Below are 26,133 nucleotides of genomic sequence, written 5' to 3'. Positions count from 1 at the left end.
ACAGGTCGCTGACAACCGTCACCGGTACCCTTGTGCCTCGTGACCACCACCACCCTGGCGCTCATGCCCGATTTCCTCGACCCGCTCAAGCTGATCGAGCAGTTCGGCACCTGGGCCCTGGTCGGCATCCTGGTCGTCGTCTTCATCGAGTCCGGCGTGCTGTTCCCCGTGCTCCCGGGCGACACCCTGTTGTTCGTGTCGGGCATGCTCGCCGCCGGAACCGCCGCACAGGGCGCCGAGGTGGATGCCAATTTCCAGCTGTGGCAGCTGCTGGTGTTCATCCCGATCGCCGCCGTGCTCGGGGGCCAGGTGGGTTACGTCGTCGGCCGCTTCCTGGGCACCGCCATGTTCAAACCGAACGCACGCATCCTCAAGCAGCGCTACCTCGACGAGGCGCACCTCTTCTTCGAGCAGCGTGGGCCGTTCGCGATCGTGCTGGCTCGCTTCGTCCCGATCGTGCGAACCCTGGCCCCGATCACCGCGGGCGCGGCGAAGATGAAGTACACGGTCTTCACGCTCTACAACGTCATCGGTGCGGTGCTGTGGGGTGTCGGCCTGACGCTGCTCGGCTACGGGCTCGGGCAGTTCGAGATCATCCAGAAGCTGCTGGAGCCGATCTTCATCCTCATCGCGGTCGCGTCGATCACCCCGATGATCTGGGAGTGGTACAAGCGGCGCAAAGCCGCCAGGGATGCGACAGATCCGGTTTCCGGGTCGTAAAAATTTGCCCGTAGATTCGTCTGCGGTACCGCTCTGACCGGCACACGTGCAGGTGACCCAGCCGTTTGCCAGCTAGCGCACAGCGATCCTCACAGCATCGGCAGCTAGTTTGCGCTGATCGCGTGAAAGGTCACAGCAAATGGTCAAGATCATCCTCAGTGGACTCCTAGCTTCGGCGGGCATCGGTCTCGCCGCACTCTTCGGCGGAATCGGCGTCGCGGCGGCCGGCAGCCCCACCACGACGTTTGCCGTGCAGGACGGCGACAGCGGTGCCGGCGGCGCGGGGATCGACGCCGACGGCACGCAGGGCGACTACAAGTCGGCCGTCGACGGGTCGATGAGCGGCCCGCTCATGGTCGCCGCACCGCAGGACAAAGCGGTCCCGTAACCGGCGGTCAGTCGCGCCGGTCAGGCGGAAGGCACCTGCTGACTGGCCGATTGGAAACCGCCGGCGTCGGCGGTGATGGTGTCACCTGGGACGAAGACGATCTGGGCGAAGCCGCGCTCGTCGGTGGTCACCGTCGTGGATCCGACCGTCACCGTTGCGCCACGGACGGCTCGGGAGTAACCGTCCTCGGCGACGGTGGCGGTCACCCGGACTCGGTTGTCGAATGACGAGATCGCAAGCTGAGGCTGGTTGATGACCGGGAAATCGGTCTGGACGGGCACGCCGCTGTAGTTCACGCCGTTGATCTCCGACGAGACCGTGCCCGAGAACGCGTTGGCCTTGCCGGCTTTGATCGAACCCTTGAGGTAGCCGCTGCGTTCCCCGGTGCTGGTCAGATCGGCAGTCCAGGTGGCATTACCGATCGGGTTGACGACGGTGACCTTCTCGGTGCCGTTGATGAAGGTTTTGCCGTCATCGGAGTAATTGTCATAGGTCACCGAGTACGAACCCGACGCGAACGTCCCGCTGTATTGCAGGGTTGCCGTTCCGGAGTCCTTACCCTTGAGGACTCGCGACGGCACCTGACGGCCCATCATCGGGGTGTACTCCTCGACCGGCACCGACCACTTGGCGATGGCGTCGGGATCCTGGTGCACCGGCGCCAGCGGGGTCGTCGCCTCGCGGGTGGGGAAGCTGATGATGCTGAAGCGCCAGGGGGTGTCGGGCGCGCCGGGGGTCACGGTGTCCGGACGCTGCTGCTCGTTGATCAGGGCGCGGGTGGAATCGGGGAACCAGCTCCAGCCACGAATCGTCCAGTCGGGGTCGATGATGACGGGTTGACCTGAGTAGCTTCCCAGCTGCTGACCGTCATCGAGGTTCATCACCCATGGCTCGTTCATCGCACGCCGGTTGTTCCACAGACTCACCCGGGCCATCTGGGGAAATGCCGCGACGTCAAGCAGCGAGGGCCGCTGCAGGGCGGTGAACACATCCATGCGGTCAGCTCCGCGCGCTGAGCTGAAGTAGACCGATCGGCCGTCTGGGGCGACGTCACCGGACTCGTTGTAGTCCAAGTCCGTGGTGAGCTGACGCCGCTCACCGGTGAGCGTGTCCAGCAGATAGATGTCGTAGTTGAGCCCGGTGGTGGTGGTCTGGTACTTCAGATACCGCCCGCCGGCATGCCAACTGCCGCCCTCATAGAAGCGCGTGGCATTGGCGAAATCTTGTGCATATTCGGCGTTTTCGTCCCATTGCGGCGCAAAGATCCGCTGATCGACAAGCTTGTACCCGGTGTCGGTGGCGACCAGCCTCGCGATACTCATCCGCGGGCCGGTGATCGGTGTGTTCTCGGTCCACGTCACGTATTCGCCGAACGGGTCTGGCTTTGCCTCCCGATTCTGGGTGCTCGCGGCCATCGGGCCCCGATCCGAGGGGAACTCCACCTTCTTGACGGTGGGGTTGGCACACGAGGAGATCGAGCCTTCACATTCCAGAATCGCGTAGCTGATCAAGCCCGCTCCGCCAAGCGGATCATCGGCGGATTGCTGTCCGGAGGTGCTGGCGAACCAGATCTTCTGATTACCTTCGAGCGCAATAGCTTTGGCGGCATTGGTGACCAAACCGCACGAAACGCACTGGTAGTCACCACCATCCAAGTTGCTGACAGCGATCTGCGTCTTGCCGGCGATAGTCACGGACAGCAGTAGATGGTCACCGTCGGGAGTCAGGTCCGCACCATTGACGACCACGCCGTCCGGGACGTCGAACTCGATCACCTTCTCGACGGTGAACGGTTCAAGCGGGGACGACGGCGAGACATCCGGCAGGGACTTGACGGCCACGGCGAGCCGGGGTGTCGGAGTGCCGCGATCTGGCGAGAACAGCACCGACAGCGGATGGAACCGGCCGTCGCTGACCTTGACGGTGAATGCGTCGGCTCCCCCGAACTCAGCGAAGAGCGCAGTCGGGGTGAAGGTGAAATTCCCGGTGAGTGGATCGATGTCCACGGTCCCGTACTTAGGATCCGCAATCACGTTGTAGGTCAAGCGATCTCGGTCCGGGTCTACTGCGCCGATGTTACCCGTGATCACGCCGTTGCTCATGTCCTGCGAGTTGAGGCTGGCACGGTAGTGAACCACCGGCGGTCGGTTGAAGAACGTCCGCCGAATCCAGGTCAGTGGAGACCAATCCAGCTGCGCGCGGATGGGCTGCGCCGGCGTCGCGAAGGGGCTCGACGCGAGCGCGGCGATGTTGGTCGCGGTGGTGACGGGGGCACTGGTGGCGGTAGAGCTCACGCGCGATTGCCTGTCGGCTGACGAGGCCCGGAAGCCTCCGGTGCTCTTCGGCGGTTTCGGCGACGACGGTCTCGACAACGGAGCACCTGACGATTGGTTCGTCGCCGACGAGGGGGCCGTGTCGCGGTCAGCGGCAGCGGGCCGCCGCGCCGAGTTGCGGGAACCGGCGCGCGGCCCGACCCTGTTCGCACTCGCCGCATGCGTGTCGTGCTGGCTCGTCGCTGTGACATTGCTACCCGCCTCGTCCCCTGCCTCAGCGGAGGCGATGCCGAGGCCGGCAGTCACGGCCGTCATGACGTAGGCCGCCACTGCGAGCCCGCCCACCTGAGCCGCACGCACGCCAACCGACGCGACGTTGATGCCGCTGGCCGGATGCCCACGACGAACGGGCTGGGTTACTGCGGTGGGGTCGGGGGGGTTGGCCATTGACGTAGTCCAATCTCGAAGGGCGCCGTCGCCCTGGGGTATGGCGTACGTCACGTCGGTATCCCGCTGTGACGGACATCGCAAAAACATACCGGCATGATTGTATCTAGTCAACGTCCGACAAAAGCCTGCCCCCGCAGCAAGTCAGGCACCTACGTCTCACTGGCAGAGGCGCGGCGACACCGGTGAGGTCAGTCGCGCCGTCGGCTGACGACCGCGATCAGGATCAACAGCACCAGGGCGGCGACGCCGGCCGCCACGTACTTGGTCATCGACGTGCCGCCGGCCAACGCCAGCAGGTCGATCGGTTCCGGTTCCTTGGCGGGCGTGGCTGCGGGCGCGACCCGCGGCGCGGCCGTCGCCGCCGCGGTGCCCAGCCCTGCGGCACCGGGCGTCGCCGGGGTGTCGAGGGCGGCTTCGACAGCGCTCTCGGGGATTTCCGGCACCTCCGAGCCCGCGGCCAGCTCGGCTTCCAGTGCGTCGACGAACTGCCCGAGCAACTTCTCCGACACCTGTTGCAGCATGCTGCTGCCGAACTGGGCCAGCTTGCCGACGATCTTCAGATCGGTTTCGACGCTGACCCGGGTATGGTCACCGGCCTCGTGCAGTTGCAGGACGACCACGGCCGCCGCGTTGCCGGTGCCGCGGGCCTCCTTGCCGCGCCCGTCGACGACGGCGCGATGCTGTGACTCGTCGCGCTCCACGAAATGCGCCTTGCCGCTGAACTCACTGGTGACCGGTCCGACCTTGACCTTCACCTTGCCCAGGTAGTCGTCGCCCTCCTGGCCGGTGAGCGCAGCGCCCGGCATCAGCGGGACCACCTGCTCCATATCGCTGAGAACTGCCCAAGCCTGCGCGATCGGGACGCTGACGGTGAACTCGTTGTCGATCTTCATGGGCTCTCCTCATCCGGTGGCGAGTGCGGTACGGAACTCGTTGCGCACCACACTGCCAGCCCCCTGTGGTGGGCCGCTGCACCGACCCCTGATGTGATAGAGCAGCGCCGCCAGCGACTCAGATATCGCTCAATTCCGCTGTCACCGAGGCACTGTCGCGCTCGTCGTCGTGGTGAATCCGGCCGTCGGTCTCCGACAGCGGACGCCCCCCGCCACCCCATCGGCGAGCGATGATCTCGGCGGCGATCGACACCGCGGTCTCCTCCGGAGTGCGGGCTCCGAGGTCCAGTCCGATCGGGCTGGCAAGCCTGCTCAGCTCCGCATCGGTCAGGCCTGCCTCGCGCAGCCGAGCCAGCCGGTCGTCATGGGTGCGCCGCGATCCCATCGCCCCGACGTAGCCGACGTCAAGCCGCAGGGCCACCTCGAGCAGCGGCACGTCGAACTTGGCGTCATGGGTGAGCACGCAGATCACGGTGCGGGAGTCGATCGCCCCGGCCTGCGCCTGGGCGGCCAAATAGCGGTGCGGCCAGTCGACGACCACCTCGTGGGCGGTGTGGAATCGGGCAGGTGTGGCGAACACGCCGCGGGCGTCGCAGACCGTCACGCGATAGCCGAGGAATGCGCCCTGCTGGGCCACCGCGGCGGCGAAGTCGATGGCGCCGAACACCAGCAGCCGGGGGCGCGGCGCGTGACAGGCGACGAACACCTCCATGCCTTCGCCCCGGCGCTGACCGTCCGGGCCGTAGCTGAGCACCTCGCTGCGACCTGCCGCCAGCAGGCCGCGGGCGTCGTCGGTCACGGCGGCATCGGCGCGCGCCGAACCTACAGTGCCGTCGGCACTTTCCGGTTCGACGACCAACCGTCGCCCCAGCCACTCACGGTTCGGGTGGGCGATCACGGTGGCGACCGCCACCGGCCGGTGCTCGGCGATGGCGTCGAGCACGCGGTCCAGGTGAACAAAACTGCTGCGCGAGATGGGCTCGACGAAGACGTCGAGGGTCCCGCCGCACGTCAGCCCGACCGCAAAGGCGTCGTCGTCACTGACCCCGTAGCGCTCCAATCGGGGAACCCCGGTGGCGACGACGTCGGTGGCCGATTCGTAGACCGCGCCTTCCACACACCCGCCCGACACCGAGCCGCTGACGGCTCCGTCGGGGGCCACCACCATCGCCGCACCGGGCTGTCGAGGCGCCGAAGAGAACGTGCGCACGACGGTGGCCAGCCCGGCTGTCCCGCCGGTCCGCCAGATCGCCGCAAGCTCGGCAAGAACGTCCTGCACAAGATCAAACGTAAGCCGAATCGCGGTTACCGGCACACATTCATGAAAAGCAATGGGGTAGCGAGGGTTTGCCCCTCACTTATCCGGGGCCGCTAACTGGGGAAGTTGACGTCCTTGGTGACCGCTTCCCACTGGTCGATCGACGCCGACAGAGCAGCGATCTTGTCCCGCATCGCCTTCAGGACATCCCGGCCGAGCAGCAGCCGCAGCGGAGGCTCGTCCAGCTTGGTCACCATCAGAACAGCGTCGGCGACCTTGCGCGGGTCGCCCGGCAGATGGTCGGCGAACTGCTTGATCAGATCCTTACGTGCGGCCACGTCGGCGTACTCGGTGATCGGGGCGCTGGACTCCTTCATCGAACGCGACGCCCAGTCGGTCCGGAACGCGCCCGGCTCGATCAGCGTCACCTTGATGCCCAGGGGCGCCACCTCCGCGGACAGCGCCTCGCTGACGGCCTCCAGTGCGAACTTGGTCGACGAGTAGTACGCATTGGGCGGGTTGGCCACCAGACCGGTCATCGAGGAGATGTTCACGATGTGCCCCGAACCGCGGGCCCGCATGGCGGGAAGTACCGCCTTCATCATGTCGACGGAGCCGAAGTAGTTGACCTCGAACAGCTTTCGCACCTCGGCGTCTTCGCCTTCTTCGACCGCCGACAGGTAGCCGTGTCCGGCGTTGTTGACCAGTACGTCCACACCGCCGAAGGCATCGTCGGCGGCGCGGACAGCGGCCGCGATCTGATCGGTGTCGGTCACGTCGAGCGCGGCGGCCACGGCGAGGTCCGGAAACTCGTCGACCAGATCAGTCACGGCGTCCGCGCGGCGGGCGGTGACCAGTACCTGGTTGCCGTCTTGCAATGCGGCACGGGCGATTTCGCGTCCGAAGCCGGTGGAGCAGCCGGTGACCAGCCAGCGTGCCATCAGTTGGTCCTCTCGTTGGGGGTGCCTTCGGGTAGCCGGCGCAGATAGGCCTGCCGCCGCGACGCCAACTGTTCGGCCCGCTGTTCGGCGGTGACGCGGGCGAGGCCGGGCTCCTCGTCGTCGAGCCGGTCGAGCGGGACGACACGACCGGTCGCGCCGAGATCGGGTGTCGGACCGCCCTCGGCGAACTCCGCCATCCGCAATGTGAGCACACCTTCCCGCAGACCATCCGAGTCGATCCAGTTGGCCACCCCGGGATCGACCGGCGAGATCACGTAGGTGTAGCTGCCGTCGTCGTTGGGCACCGACTGCGCCTTGTTCAGGCTGCCGGTGCGGTCGACAATGTTCAATGTGGTGCCCCAAATGTTGCTCAGCGGAACCGTGAAGTATTCGGCGCCACCGTCGTTGACGTTGACCACGAACGTCTCGTCCGGGCCGAGGTCGAACCGGCCCATCACGTACACCTGATTCTTCATCGCGCCCACTTTGTCCGCCGACCAGGCCAGGTTGAAGTGGTTGGCCGGCATCTTGTAGATGCCGTGGCTGAGCTTGCCGGTGAAGTTCGCGAAATACGCCATCATCGCCGCGGTCGCCTCGGCTTGCTCGTCGAGGGTGCGGGCCGGTGTGCCCGGCGCGCCACCGAGACGCTCGACGGTGATGTGGTTGGGATCGTCACTGGCCCAGTCCAAGAGCACATCGCGGATATAGAACTCGTGCGCCTCGGGAGTGGTCTGCACGTGGTTGCGCCGCCCGTTGGCAGGCTCGGAATCCACGGTGATCGTGTAGCTGCCGTCACTGTCGACGTCCATGGTCTTACCGTTGAGCACGGCCACGGTGCCCATGTTGGCGTCCCACAGCGTGAAGTAGTTCTCGGTCATTCGGTGTTCGCCGACTCGTCCGCGGATCTCGTAGCGCTCATCACCGGAGATCGGGATCACCCGGTACACGGTGTCCGGATTGTCGATGCCCCAACGAGATCCGGGAATCTGCCGATCACCGACCGGGTGCGCCAGCCGGGTGATGCAGCTGACCTTGGGCCGCAGCTTGTCCTGGTTGGACGACCACACCGCCGCCGAGAACATCACTTCGGCGAACGCGGCGTCGAACCGCTCCCGCATGGCGTCGGAGGCTTTGGCGCGGCTCAGCCAGTTCTCCGCGACCGTCCGGTAAGCCTCTTTGACGGTCGGGTGTTCGGTCAGCTCCAGCGCGGCCAGCTCCTGCTCGTGCTGCGAGGGTGTCGCGACCGGGTCGTCGGCACTCATTGGTTGTCCTTTCGAAAACGATTGTTGTACAACGAGAAACGTTCATCGACCTGTCCGTCGCTGAGGCCGTACGCACCCAGGTCGTACGGCGGGCGCGGAACTTCGCGCGGCCGGCTGGCCAACCAGCCGGACATCGCGGCGGCCGCGGTGTCGGTCAGCTCCAGCCCGACGGCGTCGTACACCCGACGCACCTGACCGATCGGGTCGGCGACCGCATCCTCGTACTGAATGTCGGTGACCCGCACCGACTCGTCGGACCAACTGTCCCGCACGGCCATCGCGCGGTCGTTGGTCCAGCCCATCCGCTCCAGCCATTGCGCACCAACCCGCCGCGGGTCTACCTCGTCAGCGTGCATGGCGTGCAGGGTCGCGTTGAGACTGGCACCGGAGGCGACGGTGGTACGCGGATCGCGATGCATGTGTACGACGTGTACGCCCGGGAATTCGTCGCGCAACGCGTCGAGGTATCCCAGATGGGCAGGCGATTTCAGCACCCAGCGCCCGGCGGTGATTCCACGGCGGCGCTGCTGCCACTGCAGGAATCGCAGCATGCGGTGCAGATAACGGTAGGCCGGCGCGAAATCCTGGGTGTTGAGCCAGGATCGGTAGTTGGGCAGGTTGGCACCGGACTCCGGAACATGCGACAGGAACGCGTCGGCCAGGAAGACGATCTCTTCCTCTGCCTCCCTGGCATACATCGGATGGATGGCGAACAGTTCGGGTGCGAGCTCGCGGGACTTGTTCTCCCGCGCTTCGCTGATCGCGATGCGCGGGTCGGTACCGGCGAAGTCGTGGTCCAGTTTCGGCGCAGCCTCCACCACCTCCCAGCCGCGGGCACAGTGCAGCCTCGTGTCGGCGGCGAGCAGGCGCTGCAGCAGCGTGGTCCCACTGCGCATCATCCCGACGACGACGATCGGCGCCTCGATCTGCTCATCCAGGATCTCGGGATGACGCTCGACCCAGGCCTGAGTGCGCAGCCGCATGCGGAGGCTGTGCACGATGCCGGATCGCAGGATGTGCTCGCCGATCGCGTTGAGCCCCGCGCGTGGGTAGTCGTCGAGCAGGACGCCCAACGGTTCCTCGAAGTCCCCGGGCCCCCACTCGCTGCGTCCTTCCTTGCGCTGCGCATCGGCCAGGACGCCCGCCATCGCAAAGGTGCCGGCCATCGGCTCAGAACTTCAGGTGCTGGCTCACGTCGCCGACCTGGTCGACGAACATGGTGCGCGAGTCGAACCACCACTGGCCGTCGATCCGGTGGAAGGTGTCGTGATAGTGCCCGGTGACGATGACCTGCAACGGCAGCTCCGGCGTGGCCTGGGTGACGCAGTAATACGACCTGCTGCGGGCGGTGCCGGCCTCGTCGTCGACGTACAGCTGCACATTGCTGGTGTTGTGTTTGGTCTTCGGCGTGCCGTCTTCGTAGATGCGGGTGGCCATCTCGTACATGCCGCGCACCCGGTCCCGGCCCTCGAAGACCGTCTCGGGCGGCCCGTTCTCCACGCCGCAGATGCGCCCGTACGCGAACAGGTCGGCGACTCCGTCGAGGTCGCCGGCGTCGATCAGTTCGGCATAGACGTAGATGAGGTTGGTGATCGCTTGCGCACTGTCACTCATGTCTTAGGGATGATGGCAGAGCAATTGCTTAGACGGGCTTGTTTGTCCAGAATTGCCGCTATGCTCGCCCGCGTGACTCAGTGGTCGCCGGCCCGGCTCGGCAATCTCAGCGGTAAGCGAATCATCGTGACAGGCGCGACCAACGGTGTGGGGTTGGGCACGACGCGGGCCCTGGCCCGCGCGGGTGCCCACGTGATCATGGCCGTGCGCAACACCGCCCTCGGCGAGCAGCGCGCCGCCGAGATCGACGGCTCCACGGAGGTGATCGAGCTGAACCTGGCCGATCTCGCATCGGTCCGCGGCTTCGGCGACCGGCTCGACGGCGACGTCGACATCCTGATCAACAACGCCGGAGCACTGACCGACAAGCGCCACGAAACGGTCGACGGTTTCGAGACCACCTTGGGCACCAACGTGCTCGGCCCGTTTGCGCTGACGAACCTGCTGTTCGCCAGGGTGCGTTCGCAGATCATCAACGTCTCCTCCGACGGCCACCGCCAGGCGACGCTCCGCCTCGACGACATGCACCTGCGTCACACCAAGTGGACGTCGATGGGCGCCTACACCCATTCCAAGCTCGTCATGATGTTGTGGGGCCTGGAGCTCGACCGGCGGCTGCGCGCCGCCAACTCCGGCGTCGTCACCCAACTGGTCCATCCCGGCTGGGTGGCCTCCAACCTGACGCAGACGTCCGATTCACCGCTGATGTCCTTGGCGCACACGGTGGCCAAGGGGGTGGCCGACCGGTTCGGCAATGACATCGACCAGGGCGCAGCACCGACGCTGTACTGCATCAGCGAGCCGATCCCGCCCGGCAGCTACGTCGGGGCCAGCGCCCGGATGAGATTGCGCGGCGAGCCCGCGCTGATCGGTCGCTCCCCCGGCGCGTGCGACTACGACGCGGCGGCCCGAGTGGTGCAGTTCGCCGAAAAAGAAACCGGCACAACGATTCCGGTCTAGCGCTCAGCCTACTCAGTTGGGCCGGCCGGCCTCCAGAGCTCGGATCAGGCTGGCCGCATCCCACGGCCCGCGGTGCCGAACGCCGTTGACGAAGAATGTCGGCGTCGCGTTGAGGTCCATCAGCTCGGCGTCCTGGGCGTCGTCGTCGACCCGGTGCAGCACCCGCGATGAATGCAGATCATCGTCGAATTGGGCTATGTCACAACCGGCTTGGTCGGCATAGCGGTAGATGTGCTGCCATTCCAGGTGGTCCTGAAACTCGAACATCTGCACAGCCAGGTCGAAGAACTTGCCCTGCAGTGCGGCGGCCTCGCTGGCCCGGGCCGCATCCAGGGCGCGCGGATGCACCCGCTCCAGCGGCAGATGCCGCCACACGTAACGCAGTCGGTCGCCGAAGTACTCGCGGACTTCATCGATCGATCCGGTGGCGCGGCTGCAGAACGGGCACTCGAAGTCGCCGTATTCCACCAGGGTCAGCGGCGCATCGACCCGCCCGCGGATGTGGTCGCGTTCCGGGTCGACGTCGCGGACCAGCTTGTGGCCGACCGGGACCGGTGGGCTGAGCTTGTCGGTGAGCCGGAAGACCGCCCACCCCAACGTGAATGCGATGACCGACGCCGCCAGGACGCCGACGCGGGCCAGATCGGCCGAACGCGGGTTGGTGATCGCCAGGTCGACGATGAACAGCGAGATGGTGAAGCCGATACCGGACAGTGCCGCACCCCCGGCGACACGCCGCAACGTCAGGCCCGGGGACAGCCGGCCCAGCCCGATGCGCTGCACGATCCAGGTCGCCCCGGTGATGCCGATCAGCTTGCCGAGTACCAGGCCGGCCACCACACCCCAGGTCAGTGGTGAGCGGACAGCCGCCAGCACGGTGTCGGCGTCCAGCCGCACACCGGCATTGGCCAACGCGAACAACGGCAGCACGCCGAACGAGACGTACGGTCCGAACCCGGTCACCAGCCGCTCGTTGATCGAGATCGAGTCGCGAAGGCTGCGGGTGGCGGCGCGGGCGTACTCCGAGTTCGGTGACTGGCGGAACGCCCGGATCACGTCGACGGCCGCCTCCACCCGTTGACGCTCGGGCGTGAACACCGGGATCACCAAGGCGACCACCACACCGGCGAGGGTGGGGTGCACCCCGCCGGCGAACAGCGCCAGCCATAGGGCAACGGCCAGAATCGAATACGACACCCCGCGAAGGGCAGCCGGTAGGTAACGCACGCCGATCAGCGCACCGACGAGAGCCACGGCGACCACCAGCGGGACGACCCGGATCTGTTCGGAGTAGAACAACGCGATGGCGGCCAGTGCGCCCACGTCGTCGACGACGGCCAACGTGAGCAAGAACGTCCGCAGCCGCGCCGGATACTTGGGCGCGATGATAGCCAACGCACCGACCAGGAACGCGGTGTCGGTGGAGATGACGACGCCCCACGCGCTGGCGTCCTCACCAGAGGGGTTGAACAGCAGGAAGATCAGCGCAGGCATCGTCAGGCCGGCGATCGCGGCGACCACCGGTACCAGGGCGCGGGAGCGCTCCGTCAGTTCACCGATGGTGAACTGGGCCTTGACCTCCAGACCGACGATGAAGAAGAAGAACGCCATCAGTGCGTCGTTGACGAGCTCTTTGACCGTCAGCTCGCCGTGCAGGTTCCCGAAGCTGAGACCGACGTGCGTTTCCCAGAACTCGGAATAAGTGTGCGCCCAGGGCGAATTCGCCCACAGGATGGCCGCGAGGGTGAATGTCAGCAGCAGGGCCGCGGCGGCGTTCTCGCCAAAGCGTTTCGCTGTCGGGTCGCGACCCAACCGGCTACCTCTCACGCTGTCACCGTATGCGCCGCCTCCATCAACATCCAACCCGACAGCTGCACCGACAGATCGCGCTCGGGTGTCTGCGACGAGTTCACCGCACCCTCGACGAACTCTGCCTGTCCACCGCCCGCGGTGGGGACCTCGGCGATGCTGCCCCAGGAGGGCCCGAACAACGGCATACCGTCGACGCTTTGGCGGTTGTCCCACGCCGCCTGCGCCGACGCCAGCACGATCGCGCGGGCAGCGTCGCGGGTGTCCGCCGTGGCGTCGCCGGGCAGGACTGTCGCGGTGAGCGCGAGGTAGCGGGCGGTGATCCCGGCGAACAGCCCACCGTCGCCACCGCCGGCCCCGGTCAGGATTCCGTCCGGCGCCATGTGCTCACCGATCGCCGCGACCAGCCGTTGCACCCGGCCGGCGTGCCGGTCGTCGTGGGTGCGTGCGGCCAGCTCGGCTTCCAGTCCCAGCACCACGCCCTGGCAGTAGGTGTACTGGGCACGCACCAGCGAGCCGGCTTTGATGCCGTCGAACACCAGGTGGGTCTCGGGGTCGATCAAGGTCTCATCGATCCAGTCGGCCATCTGCTGGGCGCGGCGCAGCCGATCGTCATAGCGGGCCAGGAAGATCCCGGCCGGCCCGTTGGCGGGAGCGTTGAAGAATTGATCCTGTTTGCGCCAAGGGATTCCGCCACCGTCCTCGGGCACCCAGGACGCGATGAACTGGTCGCACAGGACTCTTTGGGCTGTCTTCAGTGCACGCGGCCGTCCCACCCCGACCACGCGATCGGCGCGTTCGAGCGCCAAAGCCAGCCAGGCCATGTCGTCGTAATAGCTGTTGGTCCAGCGTCCGTTGTTGCGCAGCCGGTGCCCGCGGATCTGCCGCGTGATCTCGCCGAGCCGGTGCGGCTGCGGGTCACGCACCTGTGCATCGACCAGACAGTCGAGCAGATGCGCCTGCCACCAGTAATGCCATGTGCCGAACAACCGATCCCGGCGGGTGGACGGCCAGGCGACGACGCCGAGTTGCGTTCCCGGCAGCCCCCAGAGCCGGCGCAGGTGTCGCTTCGCGACGGCTGTTTCGGCACTGGCAGCGCGGTTCGCCCACAGCTGGTCCATGCCGTCAATCCTGCCCTACCAGGCCTGCGAAAGGTCGGCCCATTGCCTGATCCACGCGTGCATCGCGATGCCGGCCGCCACGGCGGCGTTGACGCTGCGCGTCGACCCGAATTGTGCGATCGACACGGTGACCGCCGCGCCCGTCTGGGCAGCGTCGGAGATTCCTGGCCCCTCCTGCCCGAAGACGAGCACGCAATCCCGGGGCAGCACGGTGGTTTCCAGCGGTACCGCGCCCGGGACGTTGTCGACGGCGACCACGGTCAGTCCGGCACCGGCGGCGAAAGCCAGCAGGTCCTCGGTGCTCTCATGATGGGCCAGCCGCTGGTAGCGGTCGGTGACCATGGCGCCGCGGCGATTCCACCGACGCCGGCCGACGATGTGCACGGTGTCGACAGCGAATGCGTTGGCGGTGCGGACCACCGCGCCGATGTTGGCGTCGTTGCCGAAATTCTCGATCGCGATGTGCAAGGCGTGTCTGCGCCGATCGATGTCGGCGATGATCGCGTCCCGCGTCCAGTACCGGTAGGCGTCGACGACATTGCGAGTGTCGCCCTGGCGCAACAGGTCTGCGTCGTAGCGGGGATCGTCGGGCAGCTCGCCCACCCAGGGTCCGACACCGGGGGCGCCGGTGCTCCACTCGGTGGGACCGGTGTCAGTCACGGGTGACCCACAGCGCATCGAGCGACACCTCCGGCAGGATCAGCACGGAGGCACCATAGGCCGCATGTCGGGTTCAGCACTGTGCCGGCGTGCCGTAGAGACCGACTCGACGGTCGGCAGGCTGTGGGTGCGTCGCAGTCGGATCGCCAGGGGCGGCGTCGATGTCGACGAACACGAATTCGCCGTTCCGGCGAAATCCAGCAACTCTGACGTTCCAGCCCAGCTGCGCCAACAAGTCACCGATCTTTGGCTGAACGGCGCTATAGCTCGATTTGCTGGCGGACTCTGCGCACGCGGTTGCGCAGATGAGGCTGATGGCAGCCGGAATTGCCGCGGCGGGGGCAGTGATTCTCGGTCGCCGCGCACGGGTCCCGAGGGGCCGCAACACCGGTGCGATACAGGTCACCCAACGCCCTTTCTGCCCCCTGGATCACGCCCGGCACATACCATGCGCCCGCCACGGCACCGGTAATAACAGATCGGTCCCGGTCGATACGCAGTCTAGGGTCTCCAGCCCCCTCGGCAGGTGCGCCGCCCTTGACCAGGAATTCTGTGCGCACAGGTGTTCACGCAAGCCGTCGCATCGGCCGGGGCGCACTGCGGAATTCGTCGGCTACCCCCGGTAACCAGCGGTTTTCCGGCTAACGGCTGGAGTCTTGGCACCTTTCGGCGAGATACTGATATTTGCAAGTTCGAATAAATAACCCATGTTCCACCTCGTTACCCGCTGCGGGACCCCCTACCGCAGGCCCCTCAAAAGATGGGAAATGATGAACGCCTCCGTGCTGGCCTTTCCGGAACAAAAGCTCTACACACTGCCCGAAACCATTAGCTGGCGCGACGCCGATACCGGGTGCACGATCGTGCTCGCTCAACCGGACAGCGAACCCGGGCTGTGGGAAGACTACCTGCAGGGTGCGCTGAATAGTTATGCGAAGCACGGCGTGGAGGCGGCGCTCGACATCGACTCGTTCCGGGACGGCCGCGACACCACGCTGTTCTACACCGCTCTCGACGACAACGGAAAAATGCTCGGCGGGCTACGGGCCAAGGGCCCGTACCTTCGTGCCGACGAATCGCACGCGATCGTGGAGTGGGACGGCCAGCCCGGGCAGGACACCGTCCGCAAGATGATCACCGACCGCCTGCCGTTCGGCGTGGTCGAGATGAAGTCGGCCTGGGTCAGTGACGACCCGGCCCGCAGCGGTGAGCTCACCCGGACGTTCGCGCGTACCGCCTTCCCGACGATGACTCTGCTGGGGGCGCAGTTCATCCTGGCGACCGCGGCCGCGCACGTCTTGGACCGGTGGAGCACCTCCGGTGGCGTGGTGGCCACCAAGATCCCCGCAGCGGCTTACCCCAGCGATCGCTACCGCACCAAGATGATGTGGTGGGATAGGCGCACGTTCGCCAATCACGCCGAGCCGGGGCAGTTGGCCAAGATCGTCAAGGAGATGCGCATGCTGGCCACGATTTCTGACGAGTTCAGCGGCTTCGGCATGCAGTACGGGAGCGGCATGTGAGTTTCGACGTCTCCGCCGGCACCGGCGCAGACGCGTACAACGCGCGGATTCTGCTCGACAACGATCCCCACGACGAAACCATACTGGCTAGGTTGCGCGCCGATGCGCGCACCGAATTCATCGATGGCTCTTCGGAATTCACCGCCGCACTCCGGTCGCTTCGACCAGCGGTGGAACCTGAACTACTCGCCGAGCCGATGCGCTGGGCGCACTACCCGTGGCGGCACTCGGTGGTGGCTGTGCCGGGCCCGCAAGCGTTTCGCCGCCTGCGGCTCGACCGCAACCGCAACATGATCACGCTGGCTGAACAACAGCGGCTGACTGCCTTGACCATCGGCGTGGTGGGCTTGTCGGTCGGCCACGCGATCGCTCACACCCTTGCGGCCCAGGGATTGTGTGGCGAGCTGCGGCTGGCCGACTTCGACACTCTGGAACTGTCCAACCTCAACCGGGTCCCCGCGACCGTGTTCGACATCGGCGTGAACAAGGCGATCGTGGCGGCGCGACGGATCGCCGAACTCGACCCTTACCTCCGCGTGCGCGTGCTGACCGACGGGCTGACCATGGACACCATGGGCAGTTTCCTCGACGGACTGGACATCGCCGTCGAGGAGTGCGATTCCCTCGACATCAAGGCGGCGGTCCGAGAGGCGGCTCGTGCCCGCCGCATCCCGGTCCTGATGGCCAGCAGCGATCGCGGCCTGATCGACGTCGAACGCTTCGACCTCGAACCGGACCGGCCGATCCTGCACGGCCTGCTTGGCGCCATCGGTGTTGCCGAGCTCGCCGGCCTGAGCAGTACCGACAAAGTGCCGCACGTACTGAGCATCATCGACGCGGGCCGGCTCTCCGCGCGTGGTGCGGCCTCACTGGTCGAAGTCGGCCGCACTCTGTCCACGTGGCCCCAAGTCGCCGGTGACATCGCCGTCGGTGCGGCGACGGTGGCCGAGGCGGTGCGCAGGATCGGCCTCGGCGAACGACTGCCGTCGGGCCGGGTGCGCATCGACGTGTCCCACTCACTGGACAACGTGGAAGAACCCGCGCGGCGGCCCGAACCGGCTCCTGCCGTCACCGCCTGCCCGGTAGAACAAGCCGACAACACGCCCGCCGATGCTGTCGCGGCGGCGGCACGCTGCGCCCCGTCCGGGGGAAACATGCAGCCGTGGAACATCATGTCGCACAATGACTCGGTGACCGTCGAGCTGGACCCCGAGTACACCTCGACGATGGACGTCTCGTACCGGGGCAGCGCCGTCGCGGTCGGGGCGGCCACATTCAACGCCCGCGTCGCCGCCGCGGCGCTCGGCATGCTGGGGCCGGTCGACATCTCGGAGGACAACGACGCGACCGCACCGCTGCATGCCATCGTTCGACTGGCGGCGGGCCGCGACGACACCCTGGCCGCGCTCTACCAACCGATGCTGGAGCGGGAGACGAACCGCCACCGCGGCACACCCACGCACCTGACGCCGGCGATCGTCGCCGATCTGCAGGCGGCAGCTGAGTCCGAGGGCGGCACGCTTCGGCTGCTGACCGAGCGTCCCGACATTGAACAGGTGGCCGCCATTCTGGCGGCCACCGACCGGATCCGCTACCTACAGCCGCGTCTGCACGCCGAGATGATCGCGGAAGTGCGCTGGCCCGGCGACGACGCCTCCGACGGACTCGACATCCGCACCCTGGGGCTGGCCCCATCTGACCTAGCCACTCTGGATGTATTGCGCCGCGGGGACGTGATGGCCCGCTTGGCGCAATGGGATGCAGGTGAGGCACTCGGACAAGACGTGACCGACCGAGTGCTGTCCAGCTCGGCGCTCGGGGTCGTGACGTTCGCCGGGAGCACGCTGACCGACTATGCCCGCGGCGGCGCCGCAGTCGAATCGGTGTGGGTCGCCGCCCAGCGGCTCGGCTTGGGCGTCCAGCCGGTGTCGCCGGTATTCCTGTACGCCCATGACGACCGGGACCTGGAGGAATTGGCCGCCGAATATGTCATGCAGCTGCGAGACCTCCAACACCGGTTCCGCGCATTGACATCGACCGCGCCGAATGAGGCTCAGGCACTGGTGCTCCGGTTCAGCCATGCGCCGCGGCCGTCGCTGCGCAGTAGCCGTCGCGCCCCCGTTGGGGGGACACTCGGGGAATGAGCCTCGACACCCTCGTCACGAATGTGGCCGCCAAGTTGATGGCGGCCACATCCGCGACCTCGGCTCAGGTGAGCCAGGATGTCCTCGCGGACCTGGTGGCCTCGTTCGGTGTCGACTTCAGCTTTCTGCGGTACAACGACCACGCGATTCGTGCCACCGTGCTCGTCGCGGAGTGGCCGCCGCGCCCCGACGTGCCGGATCCCGATCCTCTCGGGGTCGTCTACTTCGATGGCGCCGACCCGATTTTCGCGGCCGCGGAGAATGCCAAGGAACCGGTCTTCTTCTCGCCCGAGCCCGCCCCCGATGACGCCGAGGACTATCAGCGCCGGGTCCAGGAGGCCAGCGGTGTGACCCTTCCCTCGCTGGCGTCAGTGCCGTTGCTGTCGGGTGAAATCACCACCGGGTGCCTGGGTTTCATCAAGATTGGCATCAAGGATTGGACACCCGAGGAAACCAACGCGCTCAAGGCGATCGCCTCCCTGTTCGCCCAGGTGCAGGCGCGTGTGGTCGCCGAAGACCAGCTGCGTTACCTCGCTGAGCACGACGACCTGACCGGGCTCTACAACCGGCGGGCATTGCTGGCCCATCTCGATGAGCGGTTGCGATCTGAGGAGCCGGGTCCGGTCTCGGTGCTGTTCCTCGATCTCGACCGGCTCAAGGCGATCAACGACTATCTCGGTCACCACGCCGGCGACTGGTTCATCCAGGCGTTCGCCGAACGGTTGCGCGAAGAGACCGGCGACGGCGACGTGATCGCCCGCCTCGGTGGTGACGAGTTCGTGATCGTGCCGGCCGGTTCGGTGGACGCCGAAGCCGCCGAGGCACTGGCCCACCGGCTGCAGGATTCGTTGCGCGACCGGGTTACCATCGGCGGCGAGACGCTCACCCGCACCGTCAGTGCCGGTGTCGCAGTGGGTGTTCCGGGCCGGGACACCACATCGGACCTGTTACGGCGCGCCGACCAGGCGGTGCTCAACGCCAAGAATGCCGGCGGCAACAAGATCGCGGTCTTCACCGACGAGATGTCGCTGAGAAGCGAATTCCGCAACGACATCGAACTGCACCTACAGGACGTGATCGATACCGGGTCGCTGATCCTGCACTACCTGCCCGAGGTCGACATGCGCACCGGGGAGATCCTGGCGACCGAGGCGCTGGTGCGCTGGCAGCACCCGACCCGCGGCCTGCTGCTGCCGGACTCGTTCATCCATGTCGCCGAATCCATCAATCTGGCAGGCGAATTGGGCCGTTGGGTGATGCGTACCGCGTGCGAGGAGTTCAGTCGGTGGCAGGCCAGCGGCATCGCCAAGGACGCGGTCATCCGGATCAATGTCTCGCCCGTCCAGCTGGTCGCGGACGGATTCGTCGCATCGGTCCGCGACACGATCGCCGAGTTCGGCCTCGACGGTAAGTCGGTGTGTCTGGAGATCACCGAAAGTGTTGTGGTGCAGGACATCGAAACCACTCGAATCACCCTGGCCGGGCTCAAAGAGGTCGGGGTCCGCATCGCCATCGACGACTTCGGCACCGGCTACAGCGTGCTCACCCATCTGAAGTCGCTTCCGGTGGACACCCTCAAGATCGACAAGGGCTTCGTCCTCGAACTCGGGACCAACCCCGAGGACCTGGCGATCGTGCGAGCGATCATCGCGCTGGCCGAGGCGTTCAACCTCGAACTGGTGGCCGAGGGCGTGGAGTCGCCGACGGCGGCGATGACGCTGCTCCAACACGGCTGCCACCGCGCTCAGGGCTTCCTGTTGTCCCGGCCCATCCCCAGCGCCGCCATGGCCGAACTGTTCGCCAAAAGGGTTATCCCACTCGACTTTTCCGTGCCGGTCCGGAACTGATTCAGAAGCTGTACAGCAGTTCGACGCGGCCGAATCGGCTGGCAGTGCGGCTCACCACCGCGACCTGAGCTCCGTCGGCCAGACCCGTTTGGACGGGCCAGTCGGTCTCGGCCGGCCACGGCCCGATCGACAACGCCACGCCTGCGGTCGCGCGTACCAGTCGCGATCCTTGCGGCGTGGACAACTCCGCGCCGGCGATGCGTCCGTACTCGAAGATCAACCGCTGCAACACCGTACCGCTCGCACCGTAGATGTCGCGGTCATCAGCCTGCTCACGCAGCCACTCGGCCAGCGCCCGGCCGGGACGGTCCGCGTCGGGCCGGTAGTCGCCCAGCACCGCAACCCGGACGGTCTCGGCGGATTCGGCTCGCATCGGAGTCATGATGTCGGGAACGTGGCTGTAGATCACACCGAACGGCGAGGCGAGGCAGCGCACCGACCAATCGCGCAACCGGGAGCCGAAGAACGGCTCGATCGTGGCGCGACGATCCGTCTTGGCTGGCACCGGCTGGACCCGAACCGCGGTGAGCTCGAGGTCCCGGGCCGGCGTACCTGCCAGCCCGAGGTCTTCGGTCATCGATTCCAGGTAGGCAGCCGTATCGGGATCCAATGCCTGCCAGCCGATCTCAGCGTCAGCGATTTCGACGTCCAAATCGTGGTCGGCGCAGCAGATCGCGTGGGCCAGCGCGCCGGGACCGGCGCCGGCGCAGATCACGTCGACGACGTCGTCCCACTGCCATTCCGAAGCCTCGATGAGCTCCTCGTCGTTTTTCACCGGAGGTATCAGGTGGTCGGCAGACCCAGGTCGGCCAGACCCAGCAGGCTTCGGTAGGGCACCCCTTCGGCCTCGATCGCCTCCGCGGCCCCGGTTGCCCGGTCCACCACCGTCGCGACCCCCACGACGATCCCGCCCGCCTCGCGCACGCTCTGCACGGCGGTCAGCGCGGAGCCGCCGGTGGTGCTGGTGTCCTCGACAACCAGGACTCGCTTGCCCGATACCTCCGCGCCTTCGATCAGACGTTGCATCCCATGGCTTTTCACCGCTTTACGCACCACGAACGCGTCGATCGGGCGGCCCGGCGCGTGCATGACCGCGCTGGCCACCGGGTCAGCACCCATGGTCAGCCCGCCGACGGCGGTGTAATCCCAGTCCGCGGTCAGTTCGCGCATCAGCCGACCGATCAGCGGGGCGGCCCGGTGATGCAAAGTGGCGCGGCGTAAGTCGACGTAGTAGTCGGCTTCCTTGCCCGACGACAGGGTCACCCGGCCGAACACCACAGAAAGCCGGCGGACCAGCTCGGCGAGTTCGGCGCGTTCGGTGGCGTTGAGTTCAGGTGCGCCCACGGCCTCTTCCCATCGTGTTGTTGACCGCGCGGACCAGGCCCCGCGGAACCAGCCGGCCGACCGAGGTCAGTACCTTGTACTGCAGGCCGGGAATGCTGATGACCTTGCCCTTGGCCACGTCGGCCAGGCTTTCGGCGACAACGTCATCGACGTTGAGCCACAAGATGTTCGGGATCGACTTCATGTCGATGCCGGCCCGCTCATGGAATTCGGTGTGGACGAATCCGGGGCAGACGGCGTGAATGCCGACGCCGGTACCGGCGATACCGTTGGCGAGCCCTTCGGTGAACGACACCACCCAGGCCTTCGACGCCGAATAGGTGGACCCGCGACCTGACAGCAGACCGGCGACACTGGCGATGTTGATGACGGTGCCCGAGCCGGCTTCGATCATCGACGGCAGGGCCGCGCGGGTGAAGTGCATGACGGCGGTGACGTTGACGTCGAGCTGGGCCTGCAGCTGGGCGGGGTCGGCGGTCCAGAATTCACCCGACGTGCCGAACCCGGCGTTGTTCACGAGCACCTGTACCCCGGCGGCCAGCCGGTCGGCGACTCGCGCGCGGTCGGCAGCCTCGGTGAGGTCGGCGGGCAGCACCTCCACGTCGACACCGTGGGCGGCTCTCAGCTCGGCGGCGAGGTCCTCGAGTCGATCCACGGAGCGGGCGACCAGAACGAGGTCGTAGCCGTCCCGCGCGTAGCGGCGGGCGTAGCCCGCACCGAGTCCCGCGGTGGGGCCGGTGATCAGGGCAACAGGACGGGGCACGCCGCGACCCTACCGGGTCAGCGCTGGTAGTTGGGAGCCTGAGTGCCGGTCTGGCCGACACTGCGCGGCTGCTGCGGGCGCAGCGGCGGCGGAGCATCGACGTGTCCCGGCGGCAGTTCCCGGCGGCCGGCGGGGGCCAGCGGGCGACCCGGGGAGGCGTTGCGCCGCCCGGCGGATTGAGTCAGAGCCGGCTGCACGGTCGGGGGCAGCACCCGCAGCAGGTCGTTGAACTGCCGCACGGTGCGCAGGCCTTCATCCCACTGGGCCCGGGTGGACGAGATCGGCATGGAGACCAGCGTCCAATTCTGCTCGTTCCACATGATCTCGGCGCAGTCCGGCGCGGTGTGGGCGAACGTCACCATCCGGCGGTCACAGGCGCGGCGGGCGGCGTCGAGGTTGGTCGAATAGACCATCCGCGGGCCGATGGCGCCCAGCAGCCAGACGTCGCTCTCCCGCGGCTCGGCGATGCCCTTGAGGCGCAGATCCATCACCACGTTCGTGCCGACCTTGCGGTGCAGCGCGATCACAGTGGCGACGTCTTCGAGGTCGAAGATGTAGACCGCCTCGCCGCGGATCTGCCCGAGCACCACGTTGCGGGCCGTGACATCGCCGACGGTGGACATCACCCCGCGCTTCCAGCGGTCGATGATCTCGGCGGACTCGGGTTCGAAGTCGAACCCGTGCGACCGCGCCCAGGACTTACGGCGGCGGCCCAAACCACGTCGACGACCAATGTCGACGTACAACAGCACCGCCGCACCCACGAAGCAGAGCGCGGACAGCGTGAACCAGAACGGAACCATTAGGCCTAGCGTATCTGCTCACTGCCCGGAAGCGAGAACTCCAGCAGGTCACAGACCTATTACGGCCCGGTCGCCTCGGCGAGTTCGAGGATTTCCGCGCGGTCGGCCGCCAGCAGGACGCCGGCCGCGATGGCATCGTCCAGCGCGGCGGTGAACCGCTCCAGGTATTCGGCGCCGCCGCCCGGATACAGCTCGGCCAGCGTCGCGGCGTCGAACGGCTGTCCCGAGCCGAAGATGGCGAGCAGCACGTTGTCGTCGCTGCCGGCCCCCGATGTCCGAGCCGTGGGCACGTCGACCCAGGGCGTTCGCACGCCTCCGGTGGCCACACCATGCGCATCGAGAACGAGTTCAGCGGGCTCGGTGTCGGTCAGGTCGATCCGCGGCGCGCTCGGCGCCGGCCTTCCGGTGCGCACCCAGTCATGCAGTTGCGCGACCGCGGCCTGCAGCACGTAGTGGTGTTGCGGGGCGAAGTTGATGTAGTGCGGCAGCTGCTGGCCCATCAGGTCGTTGGTGGGCGCGTAGGCCGCCACGATCTGCTCGAGCGGGACGGTGCCGTTGTCGATGAAGCCGACCCGGATCGTGTAGTTGTCGGCGTGCGCCGAGCCCGGGATCTCCCAGACCCGCAGATGCTCGGCGTCCGGTACGCGGGCATGGCGGTAGCCCAGCAGCCGGGCGCCGAGCAGATCCGTCTCGGTGATCACCGTCAGCACCGGCACCCGCAGGTCGGCGCGGAACGGCACCGGTACGGAGTGGAACGAGCCGGATTCGTCGAGCAGGGAGGTCCCGTCCAGCGGCGCCGCCGAGCCGAACCGGGAGTGGATCAGGAAGCCGTCGAGCACCGCCGCGTCCGGATCGACCTCGTTGACGTAGGTGGTCAGGAAGGTGGCCGATTGCGATTCCCCGGCGGCCAGCACGACGTCCGGGGTCAGGCCGTCGACCGCGCCGGCACGAACGGCCCGGCCCACCTGGGTGAAGATGTCGTAGGCGTACGCGTCGCCCGGGTGGCTCAGGTCGCAATAGCGTTGCGGATCCAGTGTTTTCAGGGACGCATCGCCGACCAGGCTGAGCCCGCCCTCGATCCCGACCCGTTGGGCGGAGACCACGACATAGGCGTACCCGCTGCGGGCGATCTCCCGGTGCGCCATGAACCAGACGGCGGGGGCATCGATTCCGCCGCTGACGTTGAGCCATTCGGCGATGGCGGTCCCGTTCCAGGCAGCGTCGTCCACCGGCCGCAGGACCACGATGCGGGTGGTGTAGTCCGCTGATTCCGTCCGGTGGGCTGGGGGTACCGCCCCGCCGAAGGCTAGGGGGAGAGCGGAGCGACCCGGGGAGTGGTCGGGCGCGTAGGACGCCGCGGTGCCCGAGACGAAGAACTCGTCGGCGCGGTATCCCAGCGTCGCCAGGTCGTAGGCGCCGAGCAGCAGATTGGGTTGCCCGGGGACCGCGACGATGACGGGATCAGTGGTCGGCACCATCAATCAATAGCAGAGGCGGGCACCGGGTAGTCGGGGTAACCCATGGCGTCGTACAACCGCACGCCGCTGTCGTTGAGCTTGGCGACGGCCCTGGTCAGCCCGGCCGGCAGCGCATCCAGAACGCGGCCCGCGGTGACCAGGGCCCACACCCCGAATTCCGAACGCGGCACCAGGGTCTTGGCCACCGTGCGGGCAAACGCTCGGCTGTGGCGCACCGGATCGGCCATCACCGCCTCGTACGCGGCGAACGCCGCGACATGGTCGCCCCCGGCCCGCTCGAGTTCACCGGCCAGCACGTAGGCGCCCAGCACCGCGAGGCTGGTGCTGCCGCCGACGGCAGGTCCCGGGCAGTACCCAGCGTCGCCCACCAGCGTGACCCGGCCCCGCGACCAGCTGGTCAACTCCAGTTGGGTGATGGAGTCGAAGTAGAACGAGCCGGGGCCGTCGAGTTCGGCGAGCCAGCGATCGACGGTCGGGTTCAGGTCGGCGAACGCGGTGCGCAGCAGTACGCGTTGCCGCGCATCGTCACGATGGTGATAGTCCAGCGGCTGTTCGGGCCGGAACAGGAACACCGCACGGGCATCGTCGAGGTGGTCGGCGGTATAGATCATCGCCCATCGGCGGGTGTCGATGAAGCTCGTCATTTCACCATCGCGCGCAAAGTCTTTCGGTACCGAGAGCACGGCGAGGTAGCCGCCGAGGAACCGGCTGTGCGCGGCGTCGGGACCGAAGACGAGTTGTCGCACACCGGAGTGCAGACCGTCCGCCCCGACGACGATGTCGTAGCGACGCTGCCCGGCGTGGGCGAAGTCGACGGTGCCGTCGTCGGCGATCGCGGTGATCTGGTCGCCGAACAGGTACTCGACATCGCCGCGGCCGGCGTCGTAGTAGATCTGGCTCAGGTCGTCGCGCATGATCTCGACGTGCCGGTCCGAGATGACGCCGACCAGTTTCAGGTAATCAACGTCGACCGGTGGGCGTCCTCCGGTGCGCTGCAGGATCATCCGGGTGGTGCCGGTCGCGCGGGCTCGCACCTGCTCGATCACCCCCATCCGCTCGGAGATCTCCATCGCCGGCCGGAACAGGTCGACGGCGTGACCGCCGGTCTTGCGCAGTGCCGCAGCGCGTTCGACGACGGTGACGTCGAAGCCGCGCCGGGTGAGCCAGTAGGCCAGCACGGGTCCGGCGATGCTGGCTCCTGAGACGAGTACGCGCATGGTGGCCTCCATTCACTTACTTAACGGTCGGTAAGCATATCCGTCGCGAGCTCACTTAACGATCGGTCAGTTAGGGTGGTTACGTGAGCAGGCCGGCGTCAGGAACCCGTGAACGGATCCAGGATGTCGCCCGCGAGCTGTTCGGCCAGAAGGGTGTGCAGCGCACCAGCCTGCAAGACATCGCCGATCGGCTCGGCATCACCAAGCCCGCGCTCTACTACCACTTCAAGTCCCGCGAAGACTTGGTCCGCAGCATTCTGCAGCCGCTGATCGACGAGGGCGAGCGCTTTGTCACCGAGCAGGAGAATCGCGCGCCGGCCGCCCGGGCCACACCTCGCGAACTGCTCGAGGGCTACTTCGACTTCCACTACCGCCACCGAGCCGACCTGATTCTGGTGGTCACCGAGCTGACCACGCTGGCCGACCTCGGATTGATCGACACGCTTCTGGCATGGCGAGAGCGGCTGTGCCGTTTGGTGTTCGGTTCTCGGCCCACGCTGGAGCAGTCAGCCCGCGGCGTCATCGCGTTCGGTGGCCTACAGGATTGCTGCCTTCAATTTCCGGACAGCTCACAGCGGCGGCTTCGGGATGCGACGGTCACCGGTGCACTCGCCGCGCTGGGCATGCCCGACGCCTGACACAACGAGCCCCCGCACCGAAGTGCG

At 67.0% G+C, this 26,133-nt stretch carries 23 protein-coding genes; 7 read left to right on the top strand and 16 right to left on the bottom strand.

From position 1 onward, the window contains the following. The first annotated feature begins 63 nt into the window (after nt 1–63). A complete protein-coding gene (locus tag D3H54_RS02780; protein WP_149383307.1) occupies nt 64–720 on the top strand; it encodes a VTT domain-containing protein in 657 nt (218 codons plus the stop codon). A 139-nt stretch (nt 721–859) separates the two neighbouring features. Next, the gene (locus tag D3H54_RS02775) at nt 860–1,108 is read left to right on the top strand and encodes a hypothetical protein (protein WP_149377761.1); all 249 of its coding nucleotides are present in this window, start codon (nt 860–862) and stop codon (nt 1,106–1,108) included. Nucleotides 1,109–1,128: 20 nt separating this feature from the next. Here the strand turns inward: D3H54_RS02775 and D3H54_RS02770 are convergent, their stop codons facing one another. From D3H54_RS02770 to D3H54_RS02740, 7 genes are all read right to left on the bottom strand, one after another. After that, entirely contained in the window at nt 1,129–3,402 is a 2,274-nt protein-coding gene (locus D3H54_RS02770) for an Ig-like domain-containing protein (protein WP_149377760.1), read from the bottom strand. A gap of 617 nt (nt 3,403–4,019) precedes the next feature. Beyond that, entirely contained in the window at nt 4,020–4,724 is a 705-nt protein-coding gene (locus D3H54_RS02765; protein WP_149377759.1) for an SRPBCC family protein, read from the bottom strand. A gap of 118 nt (nt 4,725–4,842) precedes the next feature. Beyond that, complete coding sequence (locus tag D3H54_RS02760; RefSeq protein ID WP_149377758.1) at nt 4,843–6,003, bottom strand: XdhC family protein; 1,161 nt, start codon at nt 6,001–6,003, stop codon at nt 4,843–4,845. A 92-nt stretch (nt 6,004–6,095) separates the two neighbouring features. After that, nucleotides 6,096–6,923, bottom strand: coding sequence for an oxidoreductase (locus D3H54_RS02755; RefSeq protein ID WP_149377757.1), 828 nt, complete (start codon nt 6,921–6,923; stop codon nt 6,096–6,098). Next, nucleotides 6,923–8,185, bottom strand: coding sequence for a DUF1214 domain-containing protein (locus D3H54_RS02750; RefSeq protein WP_149377756.1), 1,263 nt, complete (start codon nt 8,183–8,185; stop codon nt 6,923–6,925). Before D3H54_RS02750 ends, D3H54_RS02755 begins: the two co-directional genes overlap by 1 nt. Then, nucleotides 8,182–9,351: a sulfotransferase family protein gene (locus D3H54_RS02745; protein ID WP_149377755.1), complete on the bottom strand. Its 1,170-nt coding sequence runs from the start codon at nt 9,349–9,351 to the stop codon at nt 8,182–8,184. Before D3H54_RS02745 ends, D3H54_RS02750 begins: the two co-directional genes overlap by 4 nt. A 4-nt stretch (nt 9,352–9,355) precedes the next feature. Further along, on the bottom strand, nt 9,356–9,799 hold the full coding sequence (locus tag D3H54_RS02740; protein ID WP_149377754.1) for a nuclear transport factor 2 family protein: 444 nt from the start codon (nt 9,797–9,799) through the stop codon (nt 9,356–9,358). A 60-nt stretch (nt 9,800–9,859) separates the two neighbouring features. Here D3H54_RS02740 and D3H54_RS02735 point away from each other — a divergent pair, with 60 nt between their 5' ends. After that, nucleotides 9,860–10,759 (top strand): SDR family NAD(P)-dependent oxidoreductase, encoded by a 900-nt coding sequence (locus tag D3H54_RS02735; protein ID WP_149377753.1) that lies wholly within the window; start codon nt 9,860–9,862, stop codon nt 10,757–10,759. Between the two features lie 12 nt (nt 10,760–10,771). On the opposite strand, the gene nhaA is transcribed toward D3H54_RS02735, so the two are convergent. The 3 genes from nhaA to D3H54_RS02720 are packed head-to-tail and all read right to left on the bottom strand — an operon-like array spanning nt 10,772 to nt 14,349. Beyond that, nucleotides 10,772–12,586: a Na+/H+ antiporter NhaA gene (gene nhaA, locus D3H54_RS02730; RefSeq protein WP_149377752.1), complete on the bottom strand. Its 1,815-nt coding sequence runs from the start codon at nt 12,584–12,586 to the stop codon at nt 10,772–10,774. Beyond that, entirely contained in the window at nt 12,583–13,689 is a 1,107-nt protein-coding gene (locus D3H54_RS02725; protein ID WP_149377751.1) for a glycoside hydrolase family 76 protein, read from the bottom strand. Before D3H54_RS02725 ends, nhaA begins: the two co-directional genes overlap by 4 nt. 15 nt (nt 13,690–13,704) lie before the next feature. Next, nucleotides 13,705–14,349 carry a TrmH family RNA methyltransferase gene (locus D3H54_RS02720; protein WP_149377750.1) on the bottom strand — a complete coding sequence of 215 codons (645 nt, stop codon included), beginning with the start codon at nt 14,347–14,349 and terminating at the stop codon, nt 13,705–13,707. A gap of 767 nt (nt 14,350–15,116) precedes the next feature. Here D3H54_RS02720 and D3H54_RS02715 point away from each other — a divergent pair. The 3 genes from D3H54_RS02715 to D3H54_RS02705 are packed head-to-tail and all read left to right on the top strand — an operon-like array spanning nt 15,117 to nt 19,863. Beyond that, nucleotides 15,117–15,872 (top strand): hypothetical protein, encoded by a 756-nt coding sequence (locus D3H54_RS02715; protein ID WP_149377749.1) that lies wholly within the window; start codon nt 15,117–15,119, stop codon nt 15,870–15,872. Further along, nucleotides 15,869–18,016, top strand: a complete 2,148-nt coding sequence (locus D3H54_RS02710) for an Rv1355c family protein (protein ID WP_149377748.1) — start codon at nt 15,869–15,871, stop codon at nt 18,014–18,016. The genes D3H54_RS02715 and D3H54_RS02710 overlap by 4 nt, the downstream gene beginning before the upstream one ends. After that, a complete protein-coding gene (locus D3H54_RS02705) occupies nt 18,013–19,863 on the top strand; it encodes a putative bifunctional diguanylate cyclase/phosphodiesterase (protein ID WP_149377747.1) in 1,851 nt (616 codons plus the stop codon). The genes D3H54_RS02710 and D3H54_RS02705 overlap by 4 nt, the downstream gene beginning before the upstream one ends. Before the next feature lies 1 nt (nt 19,864). Here the strand turns inward: D3H54_RS02705 and D3H54_RS02700 are convergent, their stop codons facing one another. The 6 genes from D3H54_RS02700 to D3H54_RS02675 are packed head-to-tail and all read right to left on the bottom strand — an operon-like array spanning nt 19,865 to nt 25,468. Beyond that, nucleotides 19,865–20,638, bottom strand: a complete 774-nt coding sequence (locus tag D3H54_RS02700; RefSeq protein ID WP_149377746.1) for an FAD-dependent oxidoreductase — start codon at nt 20,636–20,638, stop codon at nt 19,865–19,867. An 8-nt stretch (nt 20,639–20,646) separates the two neighbouring features. Further along, entirely contained in the window at nt 20,647–21,207 is a 561-nt protein-coding gene (gene pyrE, locus D3H54_RS02695; protein WP_149377745.1) for an orotate phosphoribosyltransferase, read from the bottom strand. Beyond that, a complete protein-coding gene (locus D3H54_RS02690) occupies nt 21,194–21,970 on the bottom strand; it encodes an SDR family NAD(P)-dependent oxidoreductase (RefSeq protein WP_149377744.1) in 777 nt (258 codons plus the stop codon). Before D3H54_RS02690 ends, pyrE begins: the two co-directional genes overlap by 14 nt. Nucleotides 21,971–21,987: 17 nt before the next feature. Further along, a complete protein-coding gene (gene ttfA, locus D3H54_RS02685; RefSeq protein ID WP_036342971.1) occupies nt 21,988–22,773 on the bottom strand; it encodes a trehalose monomycolate transport factor TtfA in 786 nt (261 codons plus the stop codon). A gap of 59 nt (nt 22,774–22,832) precedes the next feature. Further along, nucleotides 22,833–24,251, bottom strand: a complete 1,419-nt coding sequence (locus D3H54_RS02680; protein ID WP_149377743.1) for an alpha/beta hydrolase domain-containing protein — start codon at nt 24,249–24,251, stop codon at nt 22,833–22,835. Then, the gene (locus D3H54_RS02675) at nt 24,251–25,468 is read right to left on the bottom strand and encodes an FAD-dependent monooxygenase (protein WP_149377742.1); all 1,218 of its coding nucleotides are present in this window, start codon (nt 25,466–25,468) and stop codon (nt 24,251–24,253) included. The genes D3H54_RS02680 and D3H54_RS02675 overlap by 1 nt, the downstream gene beginning before the upstream one ends. Before the next feature lie 83 nt (nt 25,469–25,551). Here D3H54_RS02675 and D3H54_RS02670 point away from each other — a divergent pair, with 83 nt between their 5' ends. Beyond that, complete coding sequence (locus D3H54_RS02670) at nt 25,552–26,106, top strand: TetR/AcrR family transcriptional regulator (RefSeq protein WP_149377741.1); 555 nt, start codon at nt 25,552–25,554, stop codon at nt 26,104–26,106. Nucleotides 26,107–26,133 lie beyond the last annotated feature (27 nt).

Source organism: Mycobacterium sp. ELW1 (assembly GCF_008329905.1).
GTDB lineage: Bacteria > Actinomycetota > Actinomycetes > Mycobacteriales > Mycobacteriaceae > Mycobacterium.
This window is presented reverse-complemented; position numbering and strand designations above follow the sequence as displayed.